This window comes from Buchnera aphidicola (Pterocomma populeum), assembly GCF_049314985.1.
In the GTDB taxonomy this organism is placed as follows: Bacteria; Pseudomonadota; Gammaproteobacteria; order Enterobacterales; family Enterobacteriaceae; genus Buchnera; species Buchnera aphidicola_BQ.
Genome location: NZ_CP186013.1, coordinates 398,725 through 425,120 on the forward strand (window position 1 = coordinate 398,725; position 26,396 = coordinate 425,120).

23 protein-coding genes and 1 pseudogene are annotated in these 26,396 nt (G+C 24.1%); 3 read left to right on the forward strand and 21 right to left on the reverse strand.

What is annotated here, in order from left to right; genetic code table 11:
* Positions 1-59: 59 nt before the first annotated feature.
* On the forward strand, positions 60-1,481 hold the full coding sequence (lpdA, locus tag ACOI1G_RS02020; RefSeq protein WP_422667150.1) for a dihydrolipoyl dehydrogenase: 1,422 nt from the start codon (positions 60-62) through the stop codon (positions 1,479-1,481).
* Between the two features lie 247 nt (positions 1,482-1,728).
* Here lpdA and ACOI1G_RS02025 read toward each other — a convergent pair whose 3' ends face one another.
* The 19 genes and pseudogenes from ACOI1G_RS02025 to ACOI1G_RS02115 all read right to left on the reverse strand — a co-directional run bounded on the left by ACOI1G_RS02025 (position 1,729) and on the right by ACOI1G_RS02115 (position 21,909).
* Complete coding sequence (locus ACOI1G_RS02025; RefSeq protein WP_422667592.1) at positions 1,729-2,451, reverse strand: 5'-methylthioadenosine/adenosylhomocysteine nucleosidase; 723 nt, start codon at positions 2,449-2,451, stop codon at positions 1,729-1,731.
* Positions 2,452-2,459: 8 nt separating this feature from the next.
* Positions 2,460-2,804, reverse strand: coding sequence for an iron-sulfur cluster insertion protein ErpA (erpA, locus tag ACOI1G_RS02030; protein WP_422667151.1), 345 nt, complete (start codon positions 2,802-2,804; stop codon positions 2,460-2,462).
* A gap of 311 nt (positions 2,805-3,115) precedes the next feature.
* The gene (gene ftsZ / locus ACOI1G_RS02035) at positions 3,116-4,267 is read right to left on the reverse strand and encodes a cell division protein FtsZ (protein WP_422667152.1); all 1,152 of its coding nucleotides are present in this window, start codon (positions 4,265-4,267) and stop codon (positions 3,116-3,118) included.
* A 52-nt stretch (positions 4,268-4,319) separates the two neighbouring features.
* Complete coding sequence (gene ftsA, locus ACOI1G_RS02040; protein WP_422667153.1) at positions 4,320-5,576, reverse strand: cell division protein FtsA; 1,257 nt, start codon at positions 5,574-5,576, stop codon at positions 4,320-4,322.
* Positions 5,577-5,736: 160 nt separating this feature from the next.
* Positions 5,737-5,931, reverse strand: a complete 195-nt coding sequence (locus ACOI1G_RS02045) for a hypothetical protein (RefSeq protein ID WP_422667593.1) — start codon at positions 5,929-5,931, stop codon at positions 5,737-5,739.
* Between the two features lie 303 nt (positions 5,932-6,234).
* Positions 6,235-6,474, reverse strand: coding sequence for a hypothetical protein (locus tag ACOI1G_RS02050; protein ID WP_422667154.1), 240 nt, complete (start codon positions 6,472-6,474; stop codon positions 6,235-6,237).
* 21 nt (positions 6,475-6,495) lie between these two features.
* The gene (murC, locus tag ACOI1G_RS02055) at positions 6,496-7,905 is read right to left on the reverse strand and encodes a UDP-N-acetylmuramate--L-alanine ligase (RefSeq protein WP_422667155.1); all 1,410 of its coding nucleotides are present in this window, start codon (positions 7,903-7,905) and stop codon (positions 6,496-6,498) included.
* Positions 7,906-7,937: 32 nt separating this feature from the next.
* Entirely contained in the window at positions 7,938-10,184 is a 2,247-nt protein-coding gene (ftsW, locus tag ACOI1G_RS02060; protein WP_422667156.1) for a cell division protein FtsW, read from the reverse strand.
* Entirely contained in the window at positions 10,184-11,503 is a 1,320-nt protein-coding gene (murD, locus tag ACOI1G_RS02065; protein ID WP_422667157.1) for a UDP-N-acetylmuramoyl-L-alanine--D-glutamate ligase, read from the reverse strand. Before murD ends, ftsW begins: the two co-directional genes overlap by 1 nt.
* Positions 11,503-12,585 (reverse strand): phospho-N-acetylmuramoyl-pentapeptide-transferase, encoded by a 1,083-nt coding sequence (mraY, locus tag ACOI1G_RS02070; RefSeq protein WP_422667158.1) that lies wholly within the window; start codon positions 12,583-12,585, stop codon positions 11,503-11,505. The genes murD and mraY overlap by 1 nt, the downstream gene beginning before the upstream one ends.
* Positions 12,566-13,186 carry a glutamate ligase domain-containing protein gene (locus ACOI1G_RS02075; protein WP_422667594.1) on the reverse strand — a complete coding sequence of 207 codons (621 nt, stop codon included), beginning with the start codon at positions 13,184-13,186 and terminating at the stop codon, positions 12,566-12,568. The genes mraY and ACOI1G_RS02075 overlap by 20 nt, the downstream gene beginning before the upstream one ends.
* A complete protein-coding gene (locus ACOI1G_RS02080) occupies positions 13,129-13,947 on the reverse strand; it encodes a Mur ligase family protein (protein ID WP_422667159.1) in 819 nt (272 codons plus the stop codon). The genes ACOI1G_RS02075 and ACOI1G_RS02080 overlap by 58 nt, the downstream gene beginning before the upstream one ends.
* Positions 13,944-15,463 (reverse strand): annotated as a pseudogene (murE, locus tag ACOI1G_RS02085) (UDP-N-acetylmuramoyl-L-alanyl-D-glutamate--2,6-diaminopimelate ligase). The gene ACOI1G_RS02080 and the pseudogene murE overlap by 4 nt, the downstream one beginning before the upstream one ends.
* On the reverse strand, positions 15,463-17,160 hold the full coding sequence (locus ACOI1G_RS02090; protein ID WP_422667595.1) for a penicillin-binding transpeptidase domain-containing protein: 1,698 nt from the start codon (positions 17,158-17,160) through the stop codon (positions 15,463-15,465). Before ACOI1G_RS02090 ends, murE begins: the two are co-directional and overlap by 1 nt.
* 40 nt (positions 17,161-17,200) lie before the next feature.
* Complete coding sequence (locus ACOI1G_RS02095) at positions 17,201-17,407, reverse strand: cell division protein FtsL (protein WP_422667160.1); 207 nt, start codon at positions 17,405-17,407, stop codon at positions 17,201-17,203.
* Positions 17,397-18,344, reverse strand: coding sequence for a 16S rRNA (cytosine(1402)-N(4))-methyltransferase RsmH (gene rsmH / locus ACOI1G_RS02100; protein WP_422667161.1), 948 nt, complete (start codon positions 18,342-18,344; stop codon positions 17,397-17,399). The genes ACOI1G_RS02095 and rsmH overlap by 11 nt, the downstream gene beginning before the upstream one ends.
* Positions 18,345-18,446: 102 nt before the next feature.
* Positions 18,447-18,926, reverse strand: a complete 480-nt coding sequence (gene ilvN / locus ACOI1G_RS02105) for an acetolactate synthase small subunit (RefSeq protein ID WP_422667162.1) — start codon at positions 18,924-18,926, stop codon at positions 18,447-18,449.
* 4 nt (positions 18,927-18,930) lie between these two features.
* The gene (locus ACOI1G_RS02110; protein WP_422667163.1) at positions 18,931-20,646 is read right to left on the reverse strand and encodes an acetolactate synthase 3 large subunit; all 1,716 of its coding nucleotides are present in this window, start codon (positions 20,644-20,646) and stop codon (positions 18,931-18,933) included.
* Positions 20,647-20,967: 321 nt separating this feature from the next.
* Entirely contained in the window at positions 20,968-21,909 is a 942-nt protein-coding gene (locus tag ACOI1G_RS02115; RefSeq protein ID WP_422667164.1) for an FAD:protein FMN transferase, read from the reverse strand.
* Between the two features lie 330 nt (positions 21,910-22,239).
* Here ACOI1G_RS02115 and degP point away from each other — a divergent pair, with 330 nt between their 5' ends.
* Positions 22,240-23,676 carry a serine endoprotease DegP gene (degP, locus tag ACOI1G_RS02120; protein ID WP_422667165.1) on the forward strand — a complete coding sequence of 479 codons (1,437 nt, stop codon included), beginning with the start codon at positions 22,240-22,242 and terminating at the stop codon, positions 23,674-23,676.
* A gap of 73 nt (positions 23,677-23,749) precedes the next feature.
* Here the strand turns inward: degP and dapD are convergent, their stop codons facing one another.
* Together dapD and map are read right to left on the reverse strand one after the other, a co-directional pair.
* Positions 23,750-24,574, reverse strand: a complete 825-nt coding sequence (gene dapD, locus ACOI1G_RS02125; protein WP_422667166.1) for a 2,3,4,5-tetrahydropyridine-2,6-dicarboxylate N-succinyltransferase — start codon at positions 24,572-24,574, stop codon at positions 23,750-23,752.
* Positions 24,575-24,637: 63 nt separating this feature from the next.
* Positions 24,638-25,432, reverse strand: coding sequence for a type I methionyl aminopeptidase (gene map, locus ACOI1G_RS02130; protein ID WP_422667167.1), 795 nt, complete (start codon positions 25,430-25,432; stop codon positions 24,638-24,640).
* A 245-nt stretch (positions 25,433-25,677) separates the two neighbouring features.
* Here map and rpsB point away from each other — a divergent pair, with 245 nt between their 5' ends.
* The gene (rpsB, locus tag ACOI1G_RS02135; RefSeq protein ID WP_422667168.1) at positions 25,678-26,391 is read left to right on the forward strand and encodes a 30S ribosomal protein S2; all 714 of its coding nucleotides are present in this window, start codon (positions 25,678-25,680) and stop codon (positions 26,389-26,391) included.
* The last annotated feature ends 5 nt before the right edge of the window (positions 26,392-26,396 follow it).

Genomic DNA, 26,396 nt, shown 5'->3' on the forward strand with positions numbered 1-26,396 from the left:
TTAAAATACTACAAGTAAGTACAAAATATTTACTAATATTTATTATATACGAGGTATTAATGAATAAAGACATTCATGCTCAAGTGGTTATTATTGGAGCTGGTCCTGCTGGTTATTCTGCTGCTTTTCGCTGTGCAGATTTAGGTCTTGATACTGTTCTAATAGAACGTTATGATAAATTAGGAGGTGTATGTTTAAATGTTGGTTGTATTCCTTCAAAGTCATTATTACATATAGCAAAAGTAATAAAAGAAGCAAAAGATTTATCTGATATTGGAGTAGATTTTAATAATCCTCTGATTAATATTGAAAAAATTAGAAATTGGAAAAATAGTATAATAAATAAGTTGACTTATGGTTTATCTATTATGCGTGAAAAAAGAAAAATTAGAATAATTCAAGGTAAAGCTGAATTTGTTACTAATAATACTATTATAATTAATAGTTTAGAAAATAATTTTATTATTTCTTTTCAATATGCAATTATTGCCACTGGTTCACGTGCTAGAAAAATATCTTCTGTATCTGATACTGATGATAGAATTTGGGATTCTACTGATGCTTTATTATTAAAAAGTATACCTAGTCGTTTTTTAATTATTGGTGGAGGTGTTATTGGTTTAGAAATGGCAACAATATATAGCGCTCTTGGTTCAAAAGTAGATATTGTTGATCGATTTGGACAGTTTTTTCCATGGATTGATAAAGATATTGCAGATACATATATTAAAGCAATTAACAAAAAATTTAATTTAATGTTAAATACTCATATAGAAATAGCTAATATTACAAAAAAAGATATTTTAATTAAAATATTTAAAGAGAATGTTGAAATAGATGAACGTTCTTATGATGGATTATTAATAGCTATTGGACGTATACCAAATATTGATTTTTTAGGAATTGAAAAAATAGGAATAAGATTAAATAATTTCGGTTTTATTGAGGTAAATAATCAACTTAAAACAAATATTTCTAATATTTATGCAATTGGTGATGTTATAGGATTTCCTATGTTAGCACATAAAGGAATTCATCAAGGTCATATTGCTGCAGAAATCATTTCTGGAAAAAAACATTATTTTGAACCTAAAGTAATACCTTCAATAGCATATACTGAACCAGAAATTGCTTGGGTAGGTTTAAATGAAATTGAAGCTAAAAAGAGAAATATTGATTATGAAATTTCTATTTTTCCCTGGAATGCTTCTGGAAGAGCATTAGCATCTAATTGTAGTACAGGTATGACGAAATTAATTTTTGATAAACAATCTAATCAAATTATTGGAGGTTCTATAGTTGGTTCAAATGCTGGAGAATTAATTGGTGAAATTGGATTAGCTATTGAAATGGGTTGTGATGCAGAAGATATTGCATTAACTATTCATGCTCATCCTACTTTATACGAATCAATTGGTTTATGTGCAGAAGTATTTCAGGGTACGATAACAGATCTTATAAATCATAAATCTATATTATAAGAATTAAAAAATGATATTTTTATTATTATAAAATAACATATTCTCAGAATAAGAAAAGATTATAGAGAAAAATTTTCTATAATCTTTTCTTATTCTGAGAACATGTTATTTTGTAATAGTCATTAGGCAATAATTATGTAAATAATATCATTCAATTTGAATATATTTTTAAATACAAATATTTGATTTTTAAATTTTTTGAATAATTAAGATAAAAATTATTTTTTAAAATCTTTTTAAATATTATTTATATATTTAAATTACTTAATATAGTTATATCTATCATATTTTCTAACATTTTTTTAATTAAGTGAAATAATGAAAATGATGTAGTGTAAACATTTTTTTTAAATTGTACAGTGGCTGTATTATCAGATGTATCAGAAATATATTTTACAATTATAAAAGGCATATTAAATTGATGACATACCTGAGCTATAGAAGCAGATTCCATTTCAACTGCTATTGCGGTAGAAAATTTTGAATGTAATGTTTTAATAAAATTATCTTTTCTAATAAAAGAATCACCACTAATTAAAAGTCCACAAAAAAAATTAAATTTATATTTTATAGCAGTGTCTTTTAGTAAATTACATAATATTGTATTATTATGAAATTGAGCAGGAAATCCTGGAATTTGACCAAAAGAATATCCAAAATTAACTAAATCAACATCATGATAACATATTTGAGTTGGAATAATTATATCTCCAATTTTTAGCATTGAATCTAAACTTCCTGCGGATCCAATATTAATAATATATTTTGGTTTATATAAGTTTATTAAAATTGTAGTTGCTACACTGGCAGAAACTTTTCCGATTCCTGATTGTATTAGTATGATTTCAAAATTTTTAAATTCTCCAATATATATTTTTGTATAACCTACTATGTCTTTTTTATAGTATTGGATTAGATTTTTAAATTTTTTTATTTCTTCTTGTATTGCGCCTATAATGCCAATTTTTATTTTCATATTTAAATACTAAATGATGAACCACATCCACATGTATTTTTAGCGTTTGGATTAGATACTATAAATTTTGATCCTTCTAAATTTTCTAAGTAGTCTACTTTTCCGCCATATAAATACTGCAGACTAATAGGATCTATAATTATAGATATATCTAATTGATTAATAATTAAATCGTCTTGATTAATATTTTTATCAAAAATAAATTGATATTTAAAACCACTGCATCCACCTCCACTGATATAAACTCTTAATTTATAATCTTTATTTTTTTTATTTTTAATTAGTTCTTGTATTTTTTTAATAGCCGTATCAGTAAAATTAAGACAATTTATAGGTATATTTTTCATTTTTTTCTCAAAATATTTTTTAGTAAAAATTATTTGTTTATTTTTTTTTACTAAACATATAGTAATATTTTATATAAATATTATTATTATATTTTAATATAAATAAATTATTTACATACTCAAAATAAATATTTATTTTTTATTTTAATATATTATTATAAATGTCATCATGCGTGCGCCGATAGAGATTTTTTTATTGGCGCAAGCTGTAAAAAATTTTATAATAAATTGAATATTGATAAGAGATAAATAGTGTTCTATTTACAGTATTAGTTATATTATTTAAGAATATAAGATTATTGTTTTTAAGATTATTTTTTCCGTAAGAAAGTTGGAATATCTAAATATTCTTGTTTTTTGATTTTTCTGTTTTCTGATGTTTTTAATTCTGGTTTAGTATTTCTTTTATCTAAGAATTTTGAAGTTATTTTAAAATTTTGATGTCGATAATCTGTTAATGTGTCTCTGGAAAATTTATTTTTTATTGGATGATTAGTTTCGATATATTTTTCCATCCCAATTCCAGTAGCTACTACTGTAACACGTAATGTGTCGTTCATATCAGGATCTAATGAAGTTCCAATAACAACTGTAGCATTATCTGATGAAAATGATCGAATAGTATTTCCAACAGTTTCAAATTCATCTAATTTTAAATCAAAACCAGCAGTAATATTAACTAAAACACCTCTAGCACCAGATAAATCAATATCTTCTAATAAAGGACTAGATATTGCTATCTCAGCAGCTTCTTCTGCACGATTTTCTCCAGAAGAAATACCTGTTCCCATCATTGCATATCCCATTTCTGCCATTACAGTTCGAACATCTGCAAAATCAACATTCATTAAACCAGGACGAGTAATTAATTCAGCAATACCTTGAACAGCACCTTTTAAAACATTATTAGCAGCAGTAAAAGCGTCGAGTAAAGAAATTCCTCTATTTAATACTTTAATTAATTTATCATTAGGGATAGTAATTAAAGAATCAACGTATTTAGAGAGTTCAATCACGCCTTGATCTGCAATAATCATTCTTTTTTTACCTTCAAAATGAAAAGGTTTTGTCACTACTGCAACTGTTAAAATTCCTAATTCTTTTGCAATTTCAGCTACAACAGGAGCAGCTCCAGTACCAGTACCACCACCCATACCAGCTGCTATAAATACCATATCTGATCCATTAAGTGCAGATTTTAAAATCTCTTTATCCTCTTCTGCAGAAGTTCGACCTATTTCTGGGTTTGCTCCAGCACCTAATCCTTTTGTAATATTATTTCCAATTTGTATTGTTTGTTCAACTTCTAGTTTTCTCAAAGCTTGTGCATCAGTATTAATGGAAAAAAATTCAACACCTTCAATGCATTCTCGTACCATATGTTCTACTGCATTGCCTCCACCTCCTCCAACACCAACAACTTTAATTATTGCATTTTGACTTAATTCTACAGGTTCAAACATAATTTATTTCCATTTTATCTTTGTTATAAAGAAAAGTAACTATTATGTATTTTTAAAATTCTTTTTTAAACCAATTATTAATTTGTTCAAACCATTTTTTTATAAAAGAATTTTCTTTATTGTGTTTTTTAATATTTGTATTTAATTCTTTTCCAAATTGTAATAGACCAGCCACTGTGGAATAATTTGGATCATTAATTGGTTCTATTAATTTCGGAAGATTTAAAGGATTAGAGATTCGTATTTTTTTTTCAAATATTTTTTCTGCACATTTTTGTAATCGTTTAATTTTAGATGCACCTCCTGTAAGTACAATACCTGCTGCTATTTGATATTTTAATCCTTTACGGTGAAGTTTTTTTTGTATATGTAAGATTCGATTATTGACTAAAGATAATAATTCAATATATCTTGATTCAATCACTTCAATTAATTCATCTTGTTTAATTATTTTATTAATACTTCCATCAATATTAATAAAATCAATATTTTGTGATTGAGGAGAAGATGATTGCTGAGCAGCACCATATTGAATTTTTAATATTTCTGCATGATCATAAGAAGTATTAAAAGCATATGCAATATCACTAGTAACAATATTTCCGGCATATGGAATTACTTGACTATCTTCTATACAATTATTTATATAAATTATAAAATCTATAGTTCCTCCGCCTATATCAATCATACATACACCTGATTTTTTTTCATCTGTAGTTAATACCGCTTTGCTTGATGCTAAACCAGAAAATATTAGTTGATTGACTTTTAGATTACATTTTTCAACAGCTTTAATAAGATCTTTTGAAATATTATAATGACAAGTAATTAAATGCACTTTTACTTTCATACGAATTCCAGATAATCCAAGAGGATTTTTTATTCCAGATTGCTGATCAATATAGTATTCTTTTGGAATAACATGCAAGATATGATGTTTATGAAATATTTGTACTGTTTTTGCAATATGTATTACATTTTCTATATCTTCTTTTGTCACTTCGTCTTCCGAAATAGGAACTAAACCTATTTCATTTTGACAATGAATATGTTGATTAGATAAAGACAAGTATACAGAAGTGATTTGGCAATCAGCCATAATTTCAGCTTGATGAATAGATTTTTTAATACATTGTATTATAGTATCTAAATTGTTTATTCTTCCTTTATCCATTCCTTTAGATAAACATTTTCCTATTCCAATAATTTTAATTTTATTATCTATTTCAATTTCTCCTACTAAAGTAATAACTTTAGTAGTACCAATCTCTATTCCGACTACCAATTTTCTATCTATTGATTTTATCATTGTCTATTAACCTATAGCATGTTTTATTCATTATACCTCATATAGTAAAAACTATTTTTATCATTGTATCGTATTAATTTTACACATTATTAAAATAGAAAATATATATTTATATAATAAAATTAAGATTAAAATTTTTATATATTCTGTAATTTAATAATTATAATGTTATATGTAATTTATTCATATGAAGGATTTTTAATACTAAATTATAAAATTTTATTCCTGTTTTTTTTACTGCTATCAGTACTAAATTTTGATCAGTTATTTCAGGAATAGTATAAATTTCTAATAACCAGAATTTTTTATTTTTATTCATAATCATATCTATTCTTTTACATCCTGTACATCTAATTGTATTCCCATTCTTTTTTCTATTTTTTGTACTTTATTTTTTCATCAGAACAATATCATCATAAAAAATATAGTATTTAAAGCATTAATAATATTTTTTTATTCACTAAAGTTCTTCCAATACTAGAATCTTGGCGGTTTTATTTAATAAATACAGGTCATCCTAATTTTAATATTTTTTATAATGAATAAGTATAATTTTTTATGAAAAATATTTTTTTAAACATATAAGGTCCTATTGGTAAAGAATAAAATTTCTATAGTATTTTACTTTTTAATTTATCTATGGCAATAGATTAATCTGTCAAATTACTTCTAGTATAAGGAATATATAGATATTCAAGACAACCTTAAATACTTCCATCTTCATTACCTGTTCTATGTAAAGTAATATATGCAATATTAAAATTTTGTTTTTTAATTGAATAATTGGAAAATCACGAATATCAATTAGATGTGTATTATATCCAGATCTTATTAAACTATTTAGTATAGCATTTCCGGATAAAAGTGAAATTATTCTTTCTGAAGAAATTTCTTCCAAATAATATTGCTATTTTATTTTTCATATTATCACTTTTGTAGGAAATAAATACTTTACTATTTTATCTATGTTTCCTGCTCCTTGTACTAATACAATATTATTACCACATAGTTTATTATTTAAAACATTTAATATCATTTTAGGATCGGATAATAAAGTGGCGTGAATTTTATTTAATTTATTAATATCTAGACATAATGAATTACTATCTGCACCAACTATAATAGGTTCATTAGCAGAATAAACATCCAATATAATAAGATCATCAACCTGAGAAAGTACTTTAATAAAATCATTATATAAATAATGTGTTCTTGTATATCTATGAGGTTGAAAAATCATAATTAATCTTTTATTTGGCCAACTATTTCTTATTGTTTTAATAGTTTCATATATTTCTGTAGGATGGTGTCCATAATCATCTATTAATATGTTTTTTTTATTTTTCATTGTAATAGTTTTGTTAGTATGAAATGTTCCAACAAATTCAAATCGTCTATGAGTACCTTTAAAATTTTTTAATGATTGTATAATATATTTTTTCTTTATTCCTTTATGTATAGCTAAAGCAACTGCAGCAGTTGCATTTAGTGCATTATGTTTTCCTGGCATATTTAATTTAATACTAAGAGGTAATTTATTTTTTCTTATTATAATAAACTGGCTAATAAAATTATATTGCTTATATTGAACTATACGTATATTTGCATTTTTATTGAATCCATATGTAATAATATTACATTGAATTTTTGGCAAAAAATTTTTTAATATTATATTATCAATACAAATTATTATAATACTATCTTTTGAAAGATTATTTATAAATTGAAAAAAAGTTTCTTTTAATTTACAAAAACTACCATTGTAATAATCTATATGATCGGATTCAATATTAGTAATAATAATAATATTAGGTTTTAAAAATAAAAAAGATGCATCACTTTCATCGGCTTCTACAATAAAATCATTAGATAATCCTAATTGTGCGTAAGCATTAATAGATTTTATTAAACCTCCATTAATAAAAGTGGGATCTTTTCCGCTATTAATATAAATATCAACAATCATAGAAGTGGTAGTAGTTTTTCCATGAGTTCCAGAAATTGCTATTCCAAATTTATATTTCATTAATTTTTGAATAATTTCTGCTCTATGAAAAATAGGAATATTTTTTTTTTGAGCGGAAATAATTTCTGGATTATTATAAGAGATAGCAGAAGATATAATAATTAAATCAGCATTTTTAACATTATTTTCAGAATGATTAAAATATATTTTTGCTCCTTTTTGGATTAGATTTTGTATAATTATACTATTTAATATATCAGAACCGCTAATTTTATATCCTAATTGCAGTAAAATAACTGCTACTCCGTTCATTCCTGAGCCACCAATTCCAATAAGATGAATATTTTTAATTTTTTTTTTCATTTTTATATTGAATATTTTAATATTGATATTATTTAATAAAGAATATTGTTATTTATATTCTCGATAATATTAGTTATTTTAGAAGTAGAGTTTCGAATCCCAAGTAATCTTGCTTTTTCTGCCATATAAAAAAGTTTTTTTCTATCTAAAGAACGGAGAATATTAATGATGATATTTATATTAAATTGTTCTTCATTAATAATTATAGCAGCACCAATATTTTTTAGTTCTAGTGCATTTAAATACTGATGTTGATCTTTATGTGGATAAGGAATAAAGATGGCTGCTAATCCTATGATAGAAATTTCACTTACAGTTAATGCTCCAGAACGACATATAATTAAATCTGCCCAGGAATATGCAGAATCTATATTTTTTATAAAATTAGTAATTTTATGTTTATATAAACTATTTTTATCGTATTTTTGTTGAATAGATTCTATTGGATTATTACCTATTTGATGCCAAATAATAAATTTATTTTTTAATAATATGGATATTTTAGGTAAAATGTTATTTAAAATATGAGAACCTTGACTTCCACCTGTAATCAATAGTCTTAAAGGACCTGTTCTGTATTTAAAACGGTATTTAGGTAAAGGAATATTTATGATACTTTCTCGTACTGGATTTCCTACAATTTCTCCATTTATTAATGTGCCAGAAAAAGCTTGTGTGTTTTTTGTAGATATTTTTGATAAAAATTGATTTGTTAATCCTGCTACTGTATTTTGTTCATGTATAATTAAAGGAATACCAGATAGCCAAGCAGCTAAACCACCAGGACCAGATACATATCCACCCATTCCTAAAATAATATTTGGAGACCAATATCTAATAATTTTTTTAATTTTATAACATGAATATAATATGTACATTGGTGACATAATTAATTTTAAAAAATTAGCATTTCTTAATCCATAAATTTTAATAAAATGAATTTTAATATTATTTTGAGGTATTAATTGTGCTTCTATATGATTTTCTGTACCTATCCATTTTACTTTCCACCCCTGTTTAATTAATTTTTTTGCTATAGCAAGTCCTGGAAATATATGTCCTCCACTACCACCAGCTAGAATGATTATTTTTTTATTAATAATTATTTTTTTTTGAAAAAATTTTTTTATATCTAATTTATTTTCAAAATCGATTCTTATTAAAAGAAAAATTGCTATTAAAGTTACAATTAAACTTGATCCTCCATAACTTATAAATGGTAAAGTTAAGCCTTTAGTTGGTAAGAGACCAGTTACAGAACCAATATTAATAAATGTTTGTATGCTGAACCAAATACCAATAGAACAAGCTAAAAATCCAGAAAAATTATTTTTTATTTCTAATGATTTTTTACCTATTAACATTGCTCGTAAAGATACACTGAAAATCATTAATAAGATACATAATGACCCTAAACATCCTAATTCTTCAGCTATAATAGAAAATATAAAATCACTATGTGCTTCTGGTAAATAATCTAGTTTTTGTATTGAATTACCTAAACCTTCTCCCAAAAGTTGTCCTCTACCAAAAGATATTAGTGATTGTATTAATTGATATCCATTACCTAAAGGATTATTCCATGGATGCCAAAATGATAATATTCGATTAATTCGATACGGTTCAATTATAATTAATATCATAACTATTAAAATAAAAGTACTGATCATGATTAATATATGAGATATTTTGATTCCCGATAAAAATAAAATAGATAAAGTAGTACTGCATAAGATAATGACTGTACCTAAATCAGGTTGAAATAATAATAATATAGATTGTACTACCATAATAGTAATAGGTTTTAGCAATGTTAAAAAATTATTTTGTATTTTATTGATTTTTTTTGATAAGTAAGCAGATATATAGAAAAATGAAAATATTTTACATAATTCAGCAGGTTGTATATGAAAATGTCCTATTTTTATCCATCTTGATGATCCATTTATTAATTCTCCAATTAGCAATACAATAGATAATAAAATAATTGAAATTATTATCATAATATTACTATTTTTTTCCCAAAATAGTATAGGTATCCGTAAAAATATAAGAGATAAAATAAAAATAATAAGTAAATAAAATATTTCTCTTTTTATAAAAAATAATTTATCGTTAAATAATTTCTGTCCTATGGAAAGAGATGATGAAGTAACCATGATAAAACCTATTGCTAATAGTCCTATAGTTAACCAGACTAATATACGATCATATAGTAAATATGAAGAATAGTATTTTTTTTTTGTAGTACATTTAAGCGTTTTATTTTGATCTGACATTAGCCTATTTCCTTGGCTAATTTTGTAAAAATATCACCTCTTTCTTCAAAATTAATAAATTGATCTAAGCTACTACAACCGGGTGATAATAATACAATATCGCCTGGTTTTACAAGTTTTGATATTAAAAAAAGACTTTTTTGTAATGTTTTAACATAAGTAGATTTTTTTTTATATAATTGTGAAAGAATAAAACCATCTTTTCCAAAACAATAAATTTTAACTGATTGTTCTATAAGATATTTTTTCAATATATTAAAATTAGAAGATTTACTATCACCACCCAATAATAACCATATTACACCTGGAGTATGGATGCTGTTAATTGCAGAAATAGTACTATGAACATTGGTTGATTTTGAGTCATTAATCCATTTTATTCCATTATTATTATGAATTAACTGAAGACGATGTGGTAATCCTTTAAAAGAAATAATTTCTTTTATAATAGATTTTCTTGGAAATTTCATTGCATCTGAAATGGCTAAACATGCTAAAATATTCAAATAATTGTGATAACCATGTATGGATAGTTGATCAGTATCAATTATTATTTCATCTTGATAACATAAAAAAGTTTTTTTTTTATAAAAAATATTATAATGTTTTTTGTTTGTTCCAAAGCTAATCCAGTTTTTTTTATTTATATTTAAGGGAATATTTAATTTATCTTCTGAATTAAATATACATATTTCTGATTTATTATAAATAGATAGTTTACTTTTTTTATATTGTTCAAAACCATAAGGATATCGATTTATATGATCTTCAGTAATATTTAAAATTACTGATATTTTAGATTTTAAATTAAAGGTCATATCTAATTGAAAACTTGATAACTCTATAATATATAAATTTGCTTCTTTATTTTCTAGCATATTTAATACTGGAAAACCAATATTACCTCCTAAAACAGCATGATATCCTATATTTTTTGCAATTTTTTGAATTATTGTAGAAACAGTACTTTTTCCATTAGTACCAGTAATAGAAATAATAGGATGTTTTGCTTCAAGCGCAAAGAGTTCAATATCACTAACAATTTTAATACCTAGCAAACGTGCTTGGATTAATATAGATTTAAAAGGAGAAATACCAGGGCTAATAATAATCAAATCTGACTCTAAAATCCATTTTTTTTTAAACTCTCCTAATTGGTATTTGATTGCTGAAGGAATTTTATATAAATATTTAGGTGATAAAGATTCGTCAAGCATTTTTGGGATAATTCCTTTTTTTAAAAAAAAATTCATACATGATATTCCAGTAATACCCATTCCTAAAATTAATATTTTTTTTTCACAATAGTTGGTAGACATTAATATACCTTTAATAAAGAAATTCCTATTAAGACTAATAATAGTGAAATAATCCAAAATCGAATAACAATTTTTGGTTCAGAATATTTTTTTATTTCATAATGATGATGGATGGGTGCCATTTTAAATAGTCTTTTTTTTGTTATCTGAAATATAAATATTTGTAGTATGACAGATATAGTTTCAACTACAAATATACCACCCATAATTATTAATAATATTTCTTGTCTTAATAAGACTGCAATAATACCTAGTATTCCTCCTAATGATAATGATCCAATGTCACCCATAAATATTTGAGCAGGATATGCATTAAACCATAAAAACCCTAATCCTGATCCAATAATAGAGGCGCAGAATACAGTTAATTCACTAGTATTTTTTAAATAAGGAACATTAATATATTGAAGATAGTATAAGTTTTCAGAACATAAAGAAATTATTATAAAACCACTTGTTAAAAAAATTATTGGAATAATTGCAAGACCATCTAAACCATCTGTGAAATTTACTGCATTACTTGTTCCAACAATAACAAAATAAGATATAATAATGTATATATAATCTATTTGAAGAGAAAAATTTTTATAAAAAGGAATAATTAATTGTGTAGAAATAGTATTTTTTCCTTGTAAATACATGAAATATACAACAATTAAAGCAATGAAGGATAACAAAAAATATTTCCATTTAATAGTTAATCCCTGAGTATTTTTATATTTAATTTTGAGGTAATCATCTATTAAACCAACTAATCCATATCCTAATAAAATAGCAATAATGTACCAAATATAAATATTTGATAAATCACAGAATAGTATAGAAGATAAAAAAATTGAAATTATAATAGCTATACCACCCATAGTTGGTGTATTTTTTTTAATTTTATCTTTTTTAAGTATATTTTTTCTAATAATTTGAAATATTTTTGATTTTTGAAAATATTTAATAAGTTGTAAAGTACAGAATAAAGTAATAAAAAAAGATATAAATAAACTAAGGATACTTCGTATTACAATAGTAGAAGGAACATTCATATTAAAATGATAAAAATATGAAAATTTATTGAACCAAAAGATCATTTTTTTTATCCTCTTGAATAATATATTCAACAATTTTTTCCATTCTTATATTACGTGATCCTTTCACTAAAATAGTCATAGGTATTTGATTAAGAATAATTTTTTTTAATCTTTTTTTCAGTTCCAGAAGATGAGTATAGTGTTCACCATTTTGAGAATATTTACTAATTTCAACGCTAAATTTTCCAATACTTAATACTTTATTAATTTCTGTTATTCTAAGAGTATTTCCTATTACTTTATGGTATAACTGACTGTTTTTTCCTAATTCAGACATATCACCAGTAATTAATATCTTATATCCTGGCATTTTTTCTAAAACTTTTATTGCTGCAATCATAGATGCAACATTAGAATTATAAGTATCATTAATTAATATTTTTTGTGAAGAAAGTTGTATTAGTTCTAATCTTCCCGATTTAATAGAAGCATTGGATAAACCTTTTTTAATAATTACTAAAGGAATATTTAAAGAAAATGCAATTGCGCTAGAAGCTAAGGCATTAGAGATGTTGTGATATCCTAAGAAAGGTAATAATATTTTTATTTTTCCATTTGGTGTATGTAGAATAAAAGAAGTGTTATGAATATTAATATTAATATTACTAGCAAAAAAATGACTATTTTTTTTTTTTTAATAGAAAAAAAAATAGTTTTTTTATTTTTTATTTTTTTTTTCCATCGTGAAAAGTGATGACTATCTAAATTTAAAATAACAATTCCATTTTTTTGTAAACCATAAAAAATTTCTTCTTTTGCTTTAGATACTCCTAACAAGGATTTAAAACCTTCTAAATGTGCATGATAAATATTATTAATAAGTATAACATTAGGCTTACTAATATGAGATGTATATAAAATTTCTCCAGGTGTATTAGCACCTAACTCAATGATGGCATATTTATGTTCTTTCTTTAATTGTAATAATGTTATTGGAACATTAATATTATTACTATTATTATTATCAATAGTAGATATTATTTTTTTATTTGTTTGAAGAATAGAAGTTGTCATATCTTTTACAGATGTTTTTCCAGCAGATCCAGTAATAGCTATAACTTTTGTATTAAGGAAAATACGTATCCAAGAAGCAATTTTTCCTAATGCAATCGAAGTATTTTTTACTATAATATAAGAAATAGGATAATTTATTTTTTTTTGTGTTATAATAGCAACACAGCCATTCTTAATAGCTTCTTTTATGAATATATGAGCGTCAAATTTTTTTCCTATTAATGCAATAAAAAGAGATCCTGGTATAATTTTCTTACTATTGATCATGATATCATGAATTATAAGATTACTACCGTGTAATATTCCTTCTGTAATACTAGAAATTTTTTTTAAAGATAGTGAAATCATATTTTTCCTAATAAATTTAATACTGTTCTAATATCAGAGTAATTAATAGATTTATTTCTAACAATTTGTTTTTTTTCGTGTCCCTTTCCAGCAATAAAAATAATATCAGTAGATTTGGCTTGATAAAATGCAAATGATATTGCTTTTTTTCTATTTTTAATAATAAATATTTTTTCTTTTTTTGTGCATCCTTTTAAAATATCATTAATGATTTGTATTTCTGATTCTCCTCTGGGATTATCATTAGTAATAATAATATGATTACAAAATATTTCTGCAATTTCTCTCATTAAAGGTCTTTTTTTTCTGTCTCGTTCTCCTCCACAACCAAATATACACCATATTTTATGTGTTTTATAATATAATTTAATTGTTTTTAATGAATTTTTTAATGCATCTGGAGTATGAGCATAATCAACAATAAATATTGGTTTTGTAGGAATATTAAATGTTTGCATACGACCAAGTACTGGTTGAAGTTTTTTAGCAGTATTTGTAAGTAAAGATAAATCATATCCTAATTCTAAAAAAGATGCTAATGTAAGTAATATGTTCATAACATTAAAATAACCCATTAAAGTACTAATAAATTCTCCATTTCCCCAACTAGATTCAAATTTTACATGAATTTGATTAATATTAATATTTATATAAATTGCATTAATCCATTTAGTAGAATATTGTTTTTGTTTATTATCTTGAATAGTGACAGATATTGTATAATGGTTAAATAATTTTTTTAACCATATTTTTCCAATTTTATCATTGGTATTCAGTATTATTTTATCAATATTATATGTATGCAAGAAAGACCATTTTGATTGTTCATATTTTTTCATATTTTTATGAAAATCTAAATGGTCTTGTGTTAAATTAGTGAATATAGCAATGGTAAAAGGAATATTTTTTATTCTATTTTGAACAATTCCATGTGAAGAAATTTCCATTGCAACTAATTTTATTTTTTTTTTACAGCCATATTTAAAAAAGATTGAATATAAATAGGACAAGAAGTAGTATTTTTTGTATATTTTAATTTTTTATAAAGACCATTTCCTAATGTTCCCATTGTTGCAGTTTTATGTCCTAATATTGCACTCCATTGTGCAATTAATTGTATTATTGTTGTTTTTCCATTAGTACCAGTTACACCAATAATATCTAAATATTGACCTGGATGATTATAAAATCGTCCAGATATTTCAGAAATATACTCAGATAATTTGAAAAAAAATATAACTAAAGTATTATTTTGATACCACCATTTACCATGTTTTTTTAGATGATTAGTTTCATATAAAATAGCAAGTACTTGATTTTTTATTGCTTCTATAATAAATTTTTTTCTATTGGTTTTATTCGTATTTATAGATATAAATACGTCTCCTATATTAGTTTTTCGACTATCTATAACTATATTTGAAATTTTTTTATTAGGTATATTTTTGATCCAAGGTAATAATAAATTTTGTAAGTTTTGTTTCATAAATAACCTCTTTTGCAAGAATATAAACATTATTTATTTATACTATCTTTTTTTATTTTCATATCTTTTAAGATTTTTTGCATAATTGAACTAAATATTGGAGCAGAAACTTTTTCTCCATAATATTTTCTTTTTTTAGGATTATCAATTATAACAATAAGTGCAAATTGAGGATTACTAGCAGGTGCAATTCCAGCAGTATAAGAAACATATTGGTTAATATGTTTTTTTTGGAAAACTATTTTTTTTGCAGTTCCTGTTTTTGCAGCAATACGATAGCCATTAATAGAAGATTTTTCTCCATTTCCGCTATATTTTGTAACATTTTCCATAATATTTAAAACTTTTTTAGTAATTTTTTTAGAAAATATTGTAGTTCCTATATGGAGTGTATTAACTTTTAAAATTGAAAGAGGATGATAAATTCCATAACTTCCAATAGTTGTATACAATTGTGCCAATTGTAATGGAGTAATCATAAATCCATATCCAAAAGAAAATTTTGCTTTTTCGAAATTAGACCATTTTCTTTTATGTAAAAAATTTTTTTTTCTTTCTCCAATTAAACCAATATTAGTTACTTCTTCTAATCCAAATTGATTATAAATATCACTTAATTTTTTCATTGGTATAGATAATGCAATTTTAGATACTCCTATGTTACTAGATTTTTTTATTATTTCAGTAATATTTAATCTCTTATGATAAGAGATATCTTTTATTAAATGTTTTTTTATATAATATGGTTGTGTATTAATAATAGAATTATCTGTAATTATATTTTCTTGTAATGCTTTCATAATCACCATAGGTTTTATTATAGATCCCGCTTCAAATAGGTCTGTAATGGCTTTATTACGAATATAATGATTAGGATAAGATATGATATCATTAGGATTATATGAAGGATTATTAACAATTGCTAAAATTTCTCCTGTTTTTATTTTAGTTAATATAGCTGTTCCAGACTCAGCTTGATAATGTTTTACTGCTATTTTTAGTTTGTTATATATAAGAGTTTGTAGTTTTTTATCGATACTTAATGTAATTGCATGTGGTTGAGATTGATTAATTAGAGGTATATTTTCAATAATTTGTCCTTTTTTATTTTGTCTTATTTTTCTAATTCCAGGAATTCCTGTTAAACTTTTATTAAAAATTTTTTCTATACCTTCTATTCCTTGTCCGTCTATATTAGTAAATCCAACTAATTGAGATGCAATGTTTCCAAGAGGATAATATCTTTTTATTTCTTTAAATATAGTAATTCCTGGTATTTTTAGTGTTTTTATATAAATACCTATTTTTGGAGAAATATGGTGAGTTAAATATATAAATTTTGATTTTTTATGATTATTAATATGTAAAATAATTTTTTTTAAAGGTATAGATATTTTATTAGACAAGGCTTTCCAACAAAGATTATTATTTATATTATTTATATTTTTTAATACTATATTTGGATTAACTACAATAGAATGTACAATTACAGTAATTGCTAATGGTGATCCTAATCTGTCATTGATCATACCTCTTATATTTAATAATTTTTGAATTTTTAATGTTTGTCGATCTCCTTGATATATCAGTGGTTCAGGATTAATAATTTGCAAAAATATTATTCTTAGTATTAAACTAATTAAAGCTAATAAAATAAAAATATATAATATAAAAAAACGTGAAAAAAAAAATTTTTTTATATTTAAGTGAAAAATTATTATTTTTATAAATCATTTCATATAATCCATTTATATATAATTAATTATTTTAAATAATGATATCATTTTTCAAAATTTTATTTTTTTGTATAGAAATTTTTTCTTTTTGAATAATTAATAATTGAGTATTATAATTGGTAATAATAATAAGATTAGCGGAAAGAATGATAAAAACTAATAAAATTAAATGTATTTTTGCATTTAAAAATAAATCTTTTTGAATAATTTTTGGTAAGTCATAACGATTATATTTCATTATTTTTGATTTCAGCTGTTCGAAGTATAGCACTGCGTGCTCTAGGATTTTTTTTAATTTCATCAAGACTAGGAAATATTCTTTTAATGTTCTTTAATTGACATTTCTTTAGCATAATTCTTTTCTTTTCAGTAATTGGGATACCATATGGTATTTTTTGTAAAGTACTATTATTTATCATAAAATTTTTTACAATTCTATCTTCTAAAGAATGAAAACTAATAATAGATATGTATCCTCCAGGTTTTAATATTTTTAATGCCGCTTTTAATCCCTTGTGAACTTCTTCTAATTCTTGATTAATATAAATTCTAATTGCTTGAAAAGTTCTTCGTGCAGGATGTTTAAATTTATTTTTAATAGGAATAGCCATTTGTATAATATTAGATAATTCCAATGTTCGTGTAATTTTTTTATATTTATTATATTTTTTAATATTATAGGCTATTTTTTTTGAAAATCGTTCTTCTCCATATGTTTTTAATACATAAGCAATTTGATCGACAGTACTTTTAAAAAGCCAATCAGAAGCAGAAATTCCACAATAGGGATTCATTCTCATATCTAATGGACCATCTAATATAAATGAAAATCCTCTTTGTGCATTATTAATTTGTGGTGAAGATACACCTAGATCAAATATAATACCATTAACTTTGCCTACGATTTCTTTTTCTTGTGCATAATGTAATATTTTAGAAAAATTATTTTGTTGTATATGAAAACGATTATCGTTTATTTTTTTTCCAATTTTAATTGATTCTGGATCTTTATCTATAGAATATAATTGTCCATTATTTCCTAATTTTTTTAAAATTTCAGAAGAATGTCCTCCCATACCAAACGTACCATCGATATAAATACCATTTTTTTTAATATGTAAAGAGTGAATAGTTTCTTGACACATCACAGGAATATGTTGAAATGTTATATTCATAATAAATTTTTTTATAGTTAATATAAAAAAAATAATTTTTTTTATTTTATTAATGATTGTTTGGATAGATTGATAATATCATGGGTTTACATAATATATAATCTATCCTCTAGCAATACCTACTATACCAGAACGAGTGATTTCAATAATTTCTGATATACTTCTGATGATATTTAAGAACGAATCTAATTTTTTAGTAGTTCCAGACATTTGTAAAATATATGTTGTTGATGTAATATCTACAATTTTTCCTCGAAATATTTCAGTAATATGTATAATTTCGTCTCTTCTATAATTATTTAATTGTACTTTTAGTAACATAATTTCTCTTTCTATATGAGGTGTTTGACCAATTTGTGTTACTCTTAATACATCAATTAATTTATGTAGTTGCTTTTCAATTTGTTCAATGTTTTTTTCATCACCTATAGTTTGTATAGTCATTTTAGATAAAGTAGAATCTTCTGTAGGTGCGACAGTAATTGTTTCTATATTATATCCTCTTTGAGAAAATAACCCTATAACTCGTGATAATGCACCTGGTTCATTTTCTATGAGAATAGATAAAATTCTTCTTTGCATATTTTTAAGAAACCTCTTTTTTTCTTAACCACATGTCATTCATTCCGCCACCTTGAATCTGCATAGGATAAACATGTTCAGTGTTATCTATTTTAACATCTACAAATACTAATTTTCCATTAGATAAATGATTTAATGCTAATGTTAATTTATTTTCTAATTCTGTAGGATGATTAATTTCAATACCAATATGTCCATATGATTCTGTTAATTTAACAAAATTTGGAAGTGAATTCATATAAGAATGTGAATGTCTTCCAGAATAAATCATATCTTGCCATTGCTTTACCATACCTAAAGCAGAATTATTGAGATTTAATATTAATATAGATAATTGATATTGTTGTGCTGTTGATAATTCTTGAATATTCATTTGAATACTACCATCACCAGTAATGCAAATAACCATTTCATTAGGAAGTGCTAATTTTACGCCTAATGCAGCAGGCAAGCCAAATCCCATAGTTCCTAAACCACCAGAATTAATCCAATGTCTTGGTTTGCTAAATGGATAATACAATGCCGTAAACATTTGATGTTGCCCAACATCAGAACTAATATATGCTTTTCCTTTTGTTAGATTAAAAAGAGTTTTAATCACTGTTTGAGGTTTAATAATTGAATCATTTTGTTCATAATCTAAGCTATTAATTTTTTTCCATTTATTAATAGAAAACCACCAATTTTTAAAACATGGAATATTTTTTTCATTTTTTAATAATTCTATCATATTTTTAAGTACATATTTAGCATCTCCTACAATAGGAATATGGGCTATAACAGTTTTTGATATAGATGTAGGATCAATATCTATATGTAAAATTATAGCATTAGGACAATATTTACTTAAATTATTTGTTGTTCTATCATCAAATCTTACACCAATCGCAAAAATAACATCAGCATTATGCATTGCCATATTAGCTTCATAAGTTCCATGCATACCTAACATAGATATACTTTGAATATGATTTCCGGGAAATGCACCAAGTCCCATTAAAGAAGTGGTAACAGGAATATTTAGTTTTTCTGAAAAAACAATGAGTTCTTTAGTACTTTCAGAAATAATGACTCCACCTCCAGCATAAATTACAGGTTTTTTTGAATTTAATAGTGTATTTAAAGCTTTTTTAATTTGTTTTTTATGACCTTTAATAGTAGGATTATATGAACGTATATTGATTTTTTTTGGCCATTGATAATTATATTTTTTACTTGGTTTTAATATATCTTTTGGCAAATCAATAACTATCGGTCCTGGACGTCCACTGGATGCTAACCAAAATGCTTTTTTAAAAGTGATGGGAATATCTTCAGTTTTTTTTACTAAAAAACTATGTTTTACAATTGGTCGAGAAATTCCAATCATATCACATTCTTGAAAAGCATCATATCCAATTAATGATGATGCAACTTGTCCAGAAATAATAACCATTGGAATCGAGTCCATATATGCAGTTGCAATACCAGTAATAGAATTGGTTGCACCTGGTCCTGAAGTTACTAATACTACACCTACTTTTCCTGTAGATCGAGCGTATCCATCAGCCATATGAGTTGCTGCTTGTTCATGTCTTACTAAAATATGCTCAATGCCACCAATAGTTTTTAAAGCATCATAAATATCTAGCACAGCACCGCCAGGATATCCAAATATATGCTTTATTCCTTGATCGATTAATGATCTAATAACCATTTCAGATCCTGATAATATTTCCATTTTTCCCTCTAAGATGCTATTGATTTAATTATATTTTTTAAATATTTTAAAGCAAAATAAGAATAATTATATTTAATTTTGCTATTGATTTAATCTTATACAATGGGTATCTATAATTAGGAGATAATTTTTTCAATATTTTTTGATTGATATTTTGATTATACGCGGAAATATGATTCACAAATATTAATTAGATTAAATTTTTAAAATAATTTAAATATATTTTTATTATTATTACAAATATAATAAATATTATCAATAAATAGAATGTTATAAATGTATTTGTTATGAGAAAATTTAATATTGTATTTTTAATGTATCTTAATATTGTACTATAAATTTTTTAAATGCAGGAGATATCCATGTATAAAAATGATTTTTTCTTTTCATAATTAAACACACTGCTAATTTTTCCTGTATTGCTAATTTTTTAGCTTTTTTAAATCCTAATATCAGTAATCCTGTATCCCAAGTATCTGCTTCTAAAGCACTAGATGCAATTACACTTACTGAAACTAAATTATGTTTAATTGGTTTTCCATTTATAGGATCAATTAAATGAGATATTCGAATGTTATTAAGGTAATAATAATTGCGATAATTACCCGCAGTACTAATAGCATTGTTTTTTAAGGATACTAATAAATGCACTGATTGTTTTATATCAGTAGGTGTTTGTATTGCGATGATTTTCGATTTTGATTGACGTGGATGTACTTTTACTAATATTGTGCCACCAACCGAAATAATATAATTTTCTATTCCATATTGATGAAGTACAGATGATAAATGATCGACTGCAAAACCTTCTCCAATTGTAGAAAGATTAATTTTTATACCATTTATTTTTTTTTGTAGATAACATCCTTTAACATTATAAATAAGTTGCAGATATTTACTTCCTGTTAGAGAAATTTCTTTTTTTATTTCTTTATTTGTTGGATAATGATGAAGTTTTTTTTTATTTCCAAATCCCCATAAGTTAATTAATGATCCAGCAGTAATATCTAATTTTCCTTCAGTTTTTTTGTTAATTTTTAATAAATTATATATTGTTTGACAAATTTTTTTATTTATAGGTTGTAATATATTTTTTTTATTATTATTAAATTGAGATACTATAGAATTTTTTTTCCATAAAGAAAGCATATTTTCATCTTTATTTAAATTATTTTGTATTATATTTTTAATATTTTTTTGTTTTAAAAAAGGCATTTTTATTTGCCAATATGTTCCCATGGTTTTTCCAGTTAGCATGGTCATATTTTTTTTTTATGTTTTTTTTGTGGATAATGAAAATATATTAATATTAACAATAATATAATTATTATATTTATAAATATTTTAAATAACATAAATAATTTTTCACTCTTAATTTAATAACATCTTCAAATAAAAATGTATTTTTACAAATTAATTCATATTATAATTTTATAATATATTGAAGATGAATAGTTTTTTAATAAATATATTTTTATAAAGATATTAATTTATACAATAATAAATAATGAAGTGTATAATAAAATGATATTATATTATTAAAAAATATAAAAGATATATTTATATATTAGATTTAAATATGAGACAGAAAAAATGAAAAAAATAACTATAGTATTCAGCAAGATGATGCTAGTGCTAACGCTATTATTAAGTATAGAAACTTTGCATGGAGAAATTTTTTTTAAAAAAACTGCAAATTTTTCTTCTGGTCAGTTATTCCCTAGTTTAGCGCCAATGTTAGAAAAAGTAACTCCTGCAGTTATTAGCATTACCATTGAAGGAAAATCTGAAATTCAAGAATCTCATACACCATATCAATTTGAACCATTTTTTAGTGAAAATTCACCATTATGTCAAAAAGGATCACCATTTTATCGTTCTCCTTTTTGTCAAACAAATCCTTCTTCTGATAATCAAGGTCAATATTTTCATGCTTTAGGTTCTGGTGTGATTATCAATGCTGATAAAGGATATGCTGTTACAAATTATCATGTTGTCGAAAATGCAAATAAAATTCAAGTAACATTAAGTGATGGTCGTCGTTATAAAGCTGAAATTGTTGGAAAAGATATACATTCTGATATTGCTTTAATTAAATTAATAGATGCAAATAATTTACGTGAAATAAAAATTGCCAATAGTGATTTTTTACGTGTAGGAGATTATACTGTAGCTATTGGAAATCCTTATGGATTAGGTGAAACAGTTACATCTGGTATTATTTCTGCATTAGGTCGTAGCGGGCTAAATATTGAACATTATGAAAATTTTATTCAAACAGATGCAGCTATTAATAGAGGAAATTCTGGTGGAGCATTATTAAATTTAAAAGGTGAGTTAATAGGAATAAATACTGCTATTTTAGCTCCAGAAGGTGGTAATATTGGTATTGGATTTGCTATTCCTGTTAATATGGTTAAAAATTTAACAGAACAAATTGCACTTTTTGGTCAAGTTCAACGTGGAGAATTAGGGATAATTGGAATAGAGTTAAATCCAGATTTGGCTCAAATTATGCATATTAATTTACAAAAAGGAGCATTTATTACACAAGTTTTACCAAGCTCTTCAGCATTTGAGGCCGGTATTAGATCTGGAGATATTATAGTTTCTTTAAATCATAAAGCTATTTCTAGTTTTTCAGTTTTACGAGCTGAAGTAGGATCATTACCAGTTAAAACTAAAATGGAATTAGGAATTTTCCGAAAAGGAAAAATTACTAATATAATAGTAGAATTAAAAAATGAATCACACAATAGAATGGCTTTAAAAAATACTTATTTAGGTTTAGAAGGAATGGAATTAAGAAACCATTTGTTTAATGGAAAAACATTTATACAGGTAGAACAAGTAATACGTAATACTCCGGCATTTAAGATCGGGTTTAAAAAAAATGATATTATTTTATCTATTAATCAGGAACGAGTAACTGATTTGCATGAATTAAAAAAAGTTTTAGACACTAAGCCAAATATATTAATATTTAATGTAAAAAGAGGAAATGATAGTATATTTTTAGTTAGTCAATAACTATTTTATAATGATCATGTCACTGTTCTTTTTCCGCCCGAATAGTATAGGGCGGATTTATTAGATTTTATATTTAATCTAAATGACGTAATAATTTATTAATTTCTATTTTACTTTTTGTTTGAGAATCTACTTTTTTGACAATAATAGCTGCGTAAAGATTACAATTACCGTTTTTTGATGGTAAACTTCCTGAAACAACTACAGAACCAGAAGGTACTTTTCCATAGTAAATTTCTCCTGTAGTTCTATCGTATATTTTAGTACTTTTTCCAATAAAAACTCCCATAGAAATAACTGAACCTTCTTCAATAATAACTCCTTCAACAATTTCAGAACGAGCACCAATAAAACAGTTATCTTCAATAATTGTAGGGTTATTTTGTAAAGGTTCTAAAACTCCACCTATTCCTACTCCTCCGGATAAGTGTACATTCTTACCAATTTGTGCACATGATCCTACTGTAGCCCAAGTATCGATCATACTACCTTCATCAATGTATGCTCCTATATTAACATAAGACGGCATAATGACTGTGTTTTTTTCAATGAAAGAACCATATCTGATCGTTGCTGGTGGAACGATACGAATTTTTTCTTGTTTAAATTTTATTTCATCATATAGTGCATATTTTAATGGAATTTTATCATAATAATTAGTAGTATCACTTTTAATAATATGGTTTTGTTTTAAATAGATATACAGTAAAATAGCTTTTTTTAACCATTGATGAGTAATCCATGTATTATTTTTTTTTTCTGAAACTCTTAAATTACCGTTATTTAATAAGTGTATTGTATTTTCAATAACATTAAAGGTATTAGTATCAATATTTTCAATATTTATGTTATTTTTTTTTAAATATATTTCTTCAATAATTTTTTTAGTTAATTGCATGTATGTATTAATCCTATTATTATTATAAACAATTAGAATATTAATTTATAGAATATATAAAATTTAATATTTATTAATTAATGTTGATCGAATTTTTTCATCTTTTTGCCATGTTAATATATTGCATCCATTATGTGTTACCAATATAGTATGTTCATATTGTGCAGATAAAGAACGATCTTTTGTTTTAACAGTCCATCCATCTTTCATACATTTAACATCAGCATGGCCTGCATTTATCATTGGCTCAATGGTAAATATCATTCCTTTTTGAATAATCATATTATTTTTTATATTTTTATAATGTAAAATATGAGGTTGTTCATGAAAATTATAGCCAATGCCATGACCGCAATATTCTTTAACCACTGAAAAATTATTTTTTTCAACATAATTTTGAATCGTTTCTCCGATCTTGTATAAAGGAATACCAGGATGAACTATATTTAATGCTTTATATAAACTTTCACGTGTAATTTGACATAAACGTTTAGCTAAAATGCTTACTTTTCCTACAAAAAACATTTTAGATGTATCACCATGGTAATTGTTTTTAATAACTGTAACATCAATATTTACTATATCTCCTTCTTTTAATATTTTTTGACTCTTGGGGATTCCATGACAGACAACATCATTAACAGAAATACAAATAGATTTTGGAAAACCATGATATCCTAAGCATGCAGGAATTGCTTTTTGTTTATATACAATATAATCATGACAAATATTATTTATTTCTTCTGTGCTAATATCTGGTTTAATATAATTTTCAATCATTTCTAACACTTCAGCTGCTAATTTTCCAGAAATTTTCATCTTTTCTATTTCTGATTCTGTTTTTATTATATAATTCATGGTATTTCCTCTTTTTTATTTAATTAAAATTTTTAATATATAATATTTATTTTTTTATGTATGATATTTTCAGAGAAATAATAAATAGATTATTATTAATATATTTATCATTTAATATGGTATAAATTATTTTATATAATATATAGTTATTAAAAACATTAAAATATTGATATATTATTTTCTTTTAAAACAAAAAAGTTACAATAAATATTATTTTTTATTTTATTTTTTATTAAGAGGTAGATATGGAAATGGTATCAATGCGGGATATGTTAAAAGCAGGTGTTCATTTTGGTCATCAAACACGATATTGGAATCCTAAAATGAAATCTTTTATTTTTGGATCTCGTAATAGAGTTCATATTATTAATTTAGAAAAAACTCTTCCAATGTTTCATTTTGCCTTATCAGAATTAAAAAAAATTGCTCTTAGAAAAGGAAAGATTTTATTTGTAGGAACGAAAAAAGCTGCTAGTAAAGGTATTAAAGAATCTGCTCTTCAGTGTGATCAATTTTATGTTAATCATCGCTGGTTAGGTGGTATGTTAACTAATTGGAAAACTGTACGACAGTCTATAAAATTATTAAAAGATTTAGAATTGGAATCAAAAGATGGGACTTTTGAAAAATTAACTAAAAAAGAAGCTTTAATACGTTCTCGTGAATTAGCTAAATTAGAAAATAGTTTAGGTGGTATTAAAAATATGGGAGGTTTACCTGATTGTTTATTTGTAATTGATGCATTGCATGAAAATATTGCAATTAAAGAAGCAAATAATTTAGGGATTCCAGTTTTTGCTATAGTAGATACTAATTCTAATCCGGATGGTGTTGATTATATTATTCCAGGAAATGATGATGCCATTAGATCTGTTAAATTATATTTAAAAGCAGTATCTTTAAGTATTGCGAAAGTGAAAAATAAAAATTTTTTAGAAAATACATTAATAGACAAATAGCTCTG

Coding starts and splice junctions, on each gene's coding strand:
- lpdA (WP_422667150.1), top strand. CDS start 60: ATGAATAAAGACATTCATGCTCAAGTGGTTATTATTGGAGCTGGTCCT.
- erpA (WP_422667151.1), bottom strand. CDS start 2,804: ATGAAAAATATACCTATAAATTGTCTTAATTTTACTGATACGGCTATT.
- ftsZ (WP_422667152.1), bottom strand. CDS start 4,267: ATGTTTGAACCTGTAGAATTAAGTCAAAATGCAATAATTAAAGTTGTT.
- ftsA (WP_422667153.1), bottom strand. CDS start 5,576: ATGATAAAATCAATAGATAGAAAATTGGTAGTCGGAATAGAGATTGGT.
- murC (WP_422667155.1), bottom strand. CDS start 7,905: ATGAAAAAAAAAATTAAAAATATTCATCTTATTGGAATTGGTGGCTCA.
- ftsW (WP_422667156.1), bottom strand. CDS start 10,184: ATGTCAGATCAAAATAAAACGCTTAAATGTACTACAAAAAAAAAATAC.
- murD (WP_422667157.1), bottom strand. CDS start 11,503: ATGTCTACCAACTATTGTGAAAAAAAAATATTAATTTTAGGAATGGGT.
- mraY (WP_422667158.1), bottom strand. CDS start 12,585: ATGATCTTTTGGTTCAATAAATTTTCATATTTTTATCATTTTAATATG.
- ACOI1G_RS02080 (WP_422667159.1), bottom strand. CDS start 13,947: ATGATTTCACTATCTTTAAAAAAAATTTCTAGTATTACAGAAGGAATA.
- ACOI1G_RS02095 (WP_422667160.1), bottom strand. CDS start 17,407: ATGAAATATAATCGTTATGACTTACCAAAAATTATTCAAAAAGATTTA.
- rsmH (WP_422667161.1), bottom strand. CDS start 18,344: ATGAATATAACATTTCAACATATTCCTGTGATGTGTCAAGAAACTATT.
- ilvN (WP_422667162.1), bottom strand. CDS start 18,926: ATGCAAAGAAGAATTTTATCTATTCTCATAGAAAATGAACCAGGTGCA.
- ACOI1G_RS02110 (WP_422667163.1), bottom strand. CDS start 20,646: ATGGAAATATTATCAGGATCTGAAATGGTTATTAGATCATTAATCGAT.
- ACOI1G_RS02115 (WP_422667164.1), bottom strand. CDS start 21,909: ATGACCATGCTAACTGGAAAAACCATGGGAACATATTGGCAAATAAAA.
- degP (WP_422667165.1), top strand. CDS start 22,240: ATGAAAAAAATAACTATAGTATTCAGCAAGATGATGCTAGTGCTAACG.
- dapD (WP_422667166.1), bottom strand. CDS start 24,574: ATGCAATTAACTAAAAAAATTATTGAAGAAATATATTTAAAAAAAAAT.
- map (WP_422667167.1), bottom strand. CDS start 25,432: ATGAATTATATAATAAAAACAGAATCAGAAATAGAAAAGATGAAAATT.
- rpsB (WP_422667168.1), top strand. CDS start 25,678: ATGGAAATGGTATCAATGCGGGATATGTTAAAAGCAGGTGTTCATTTT.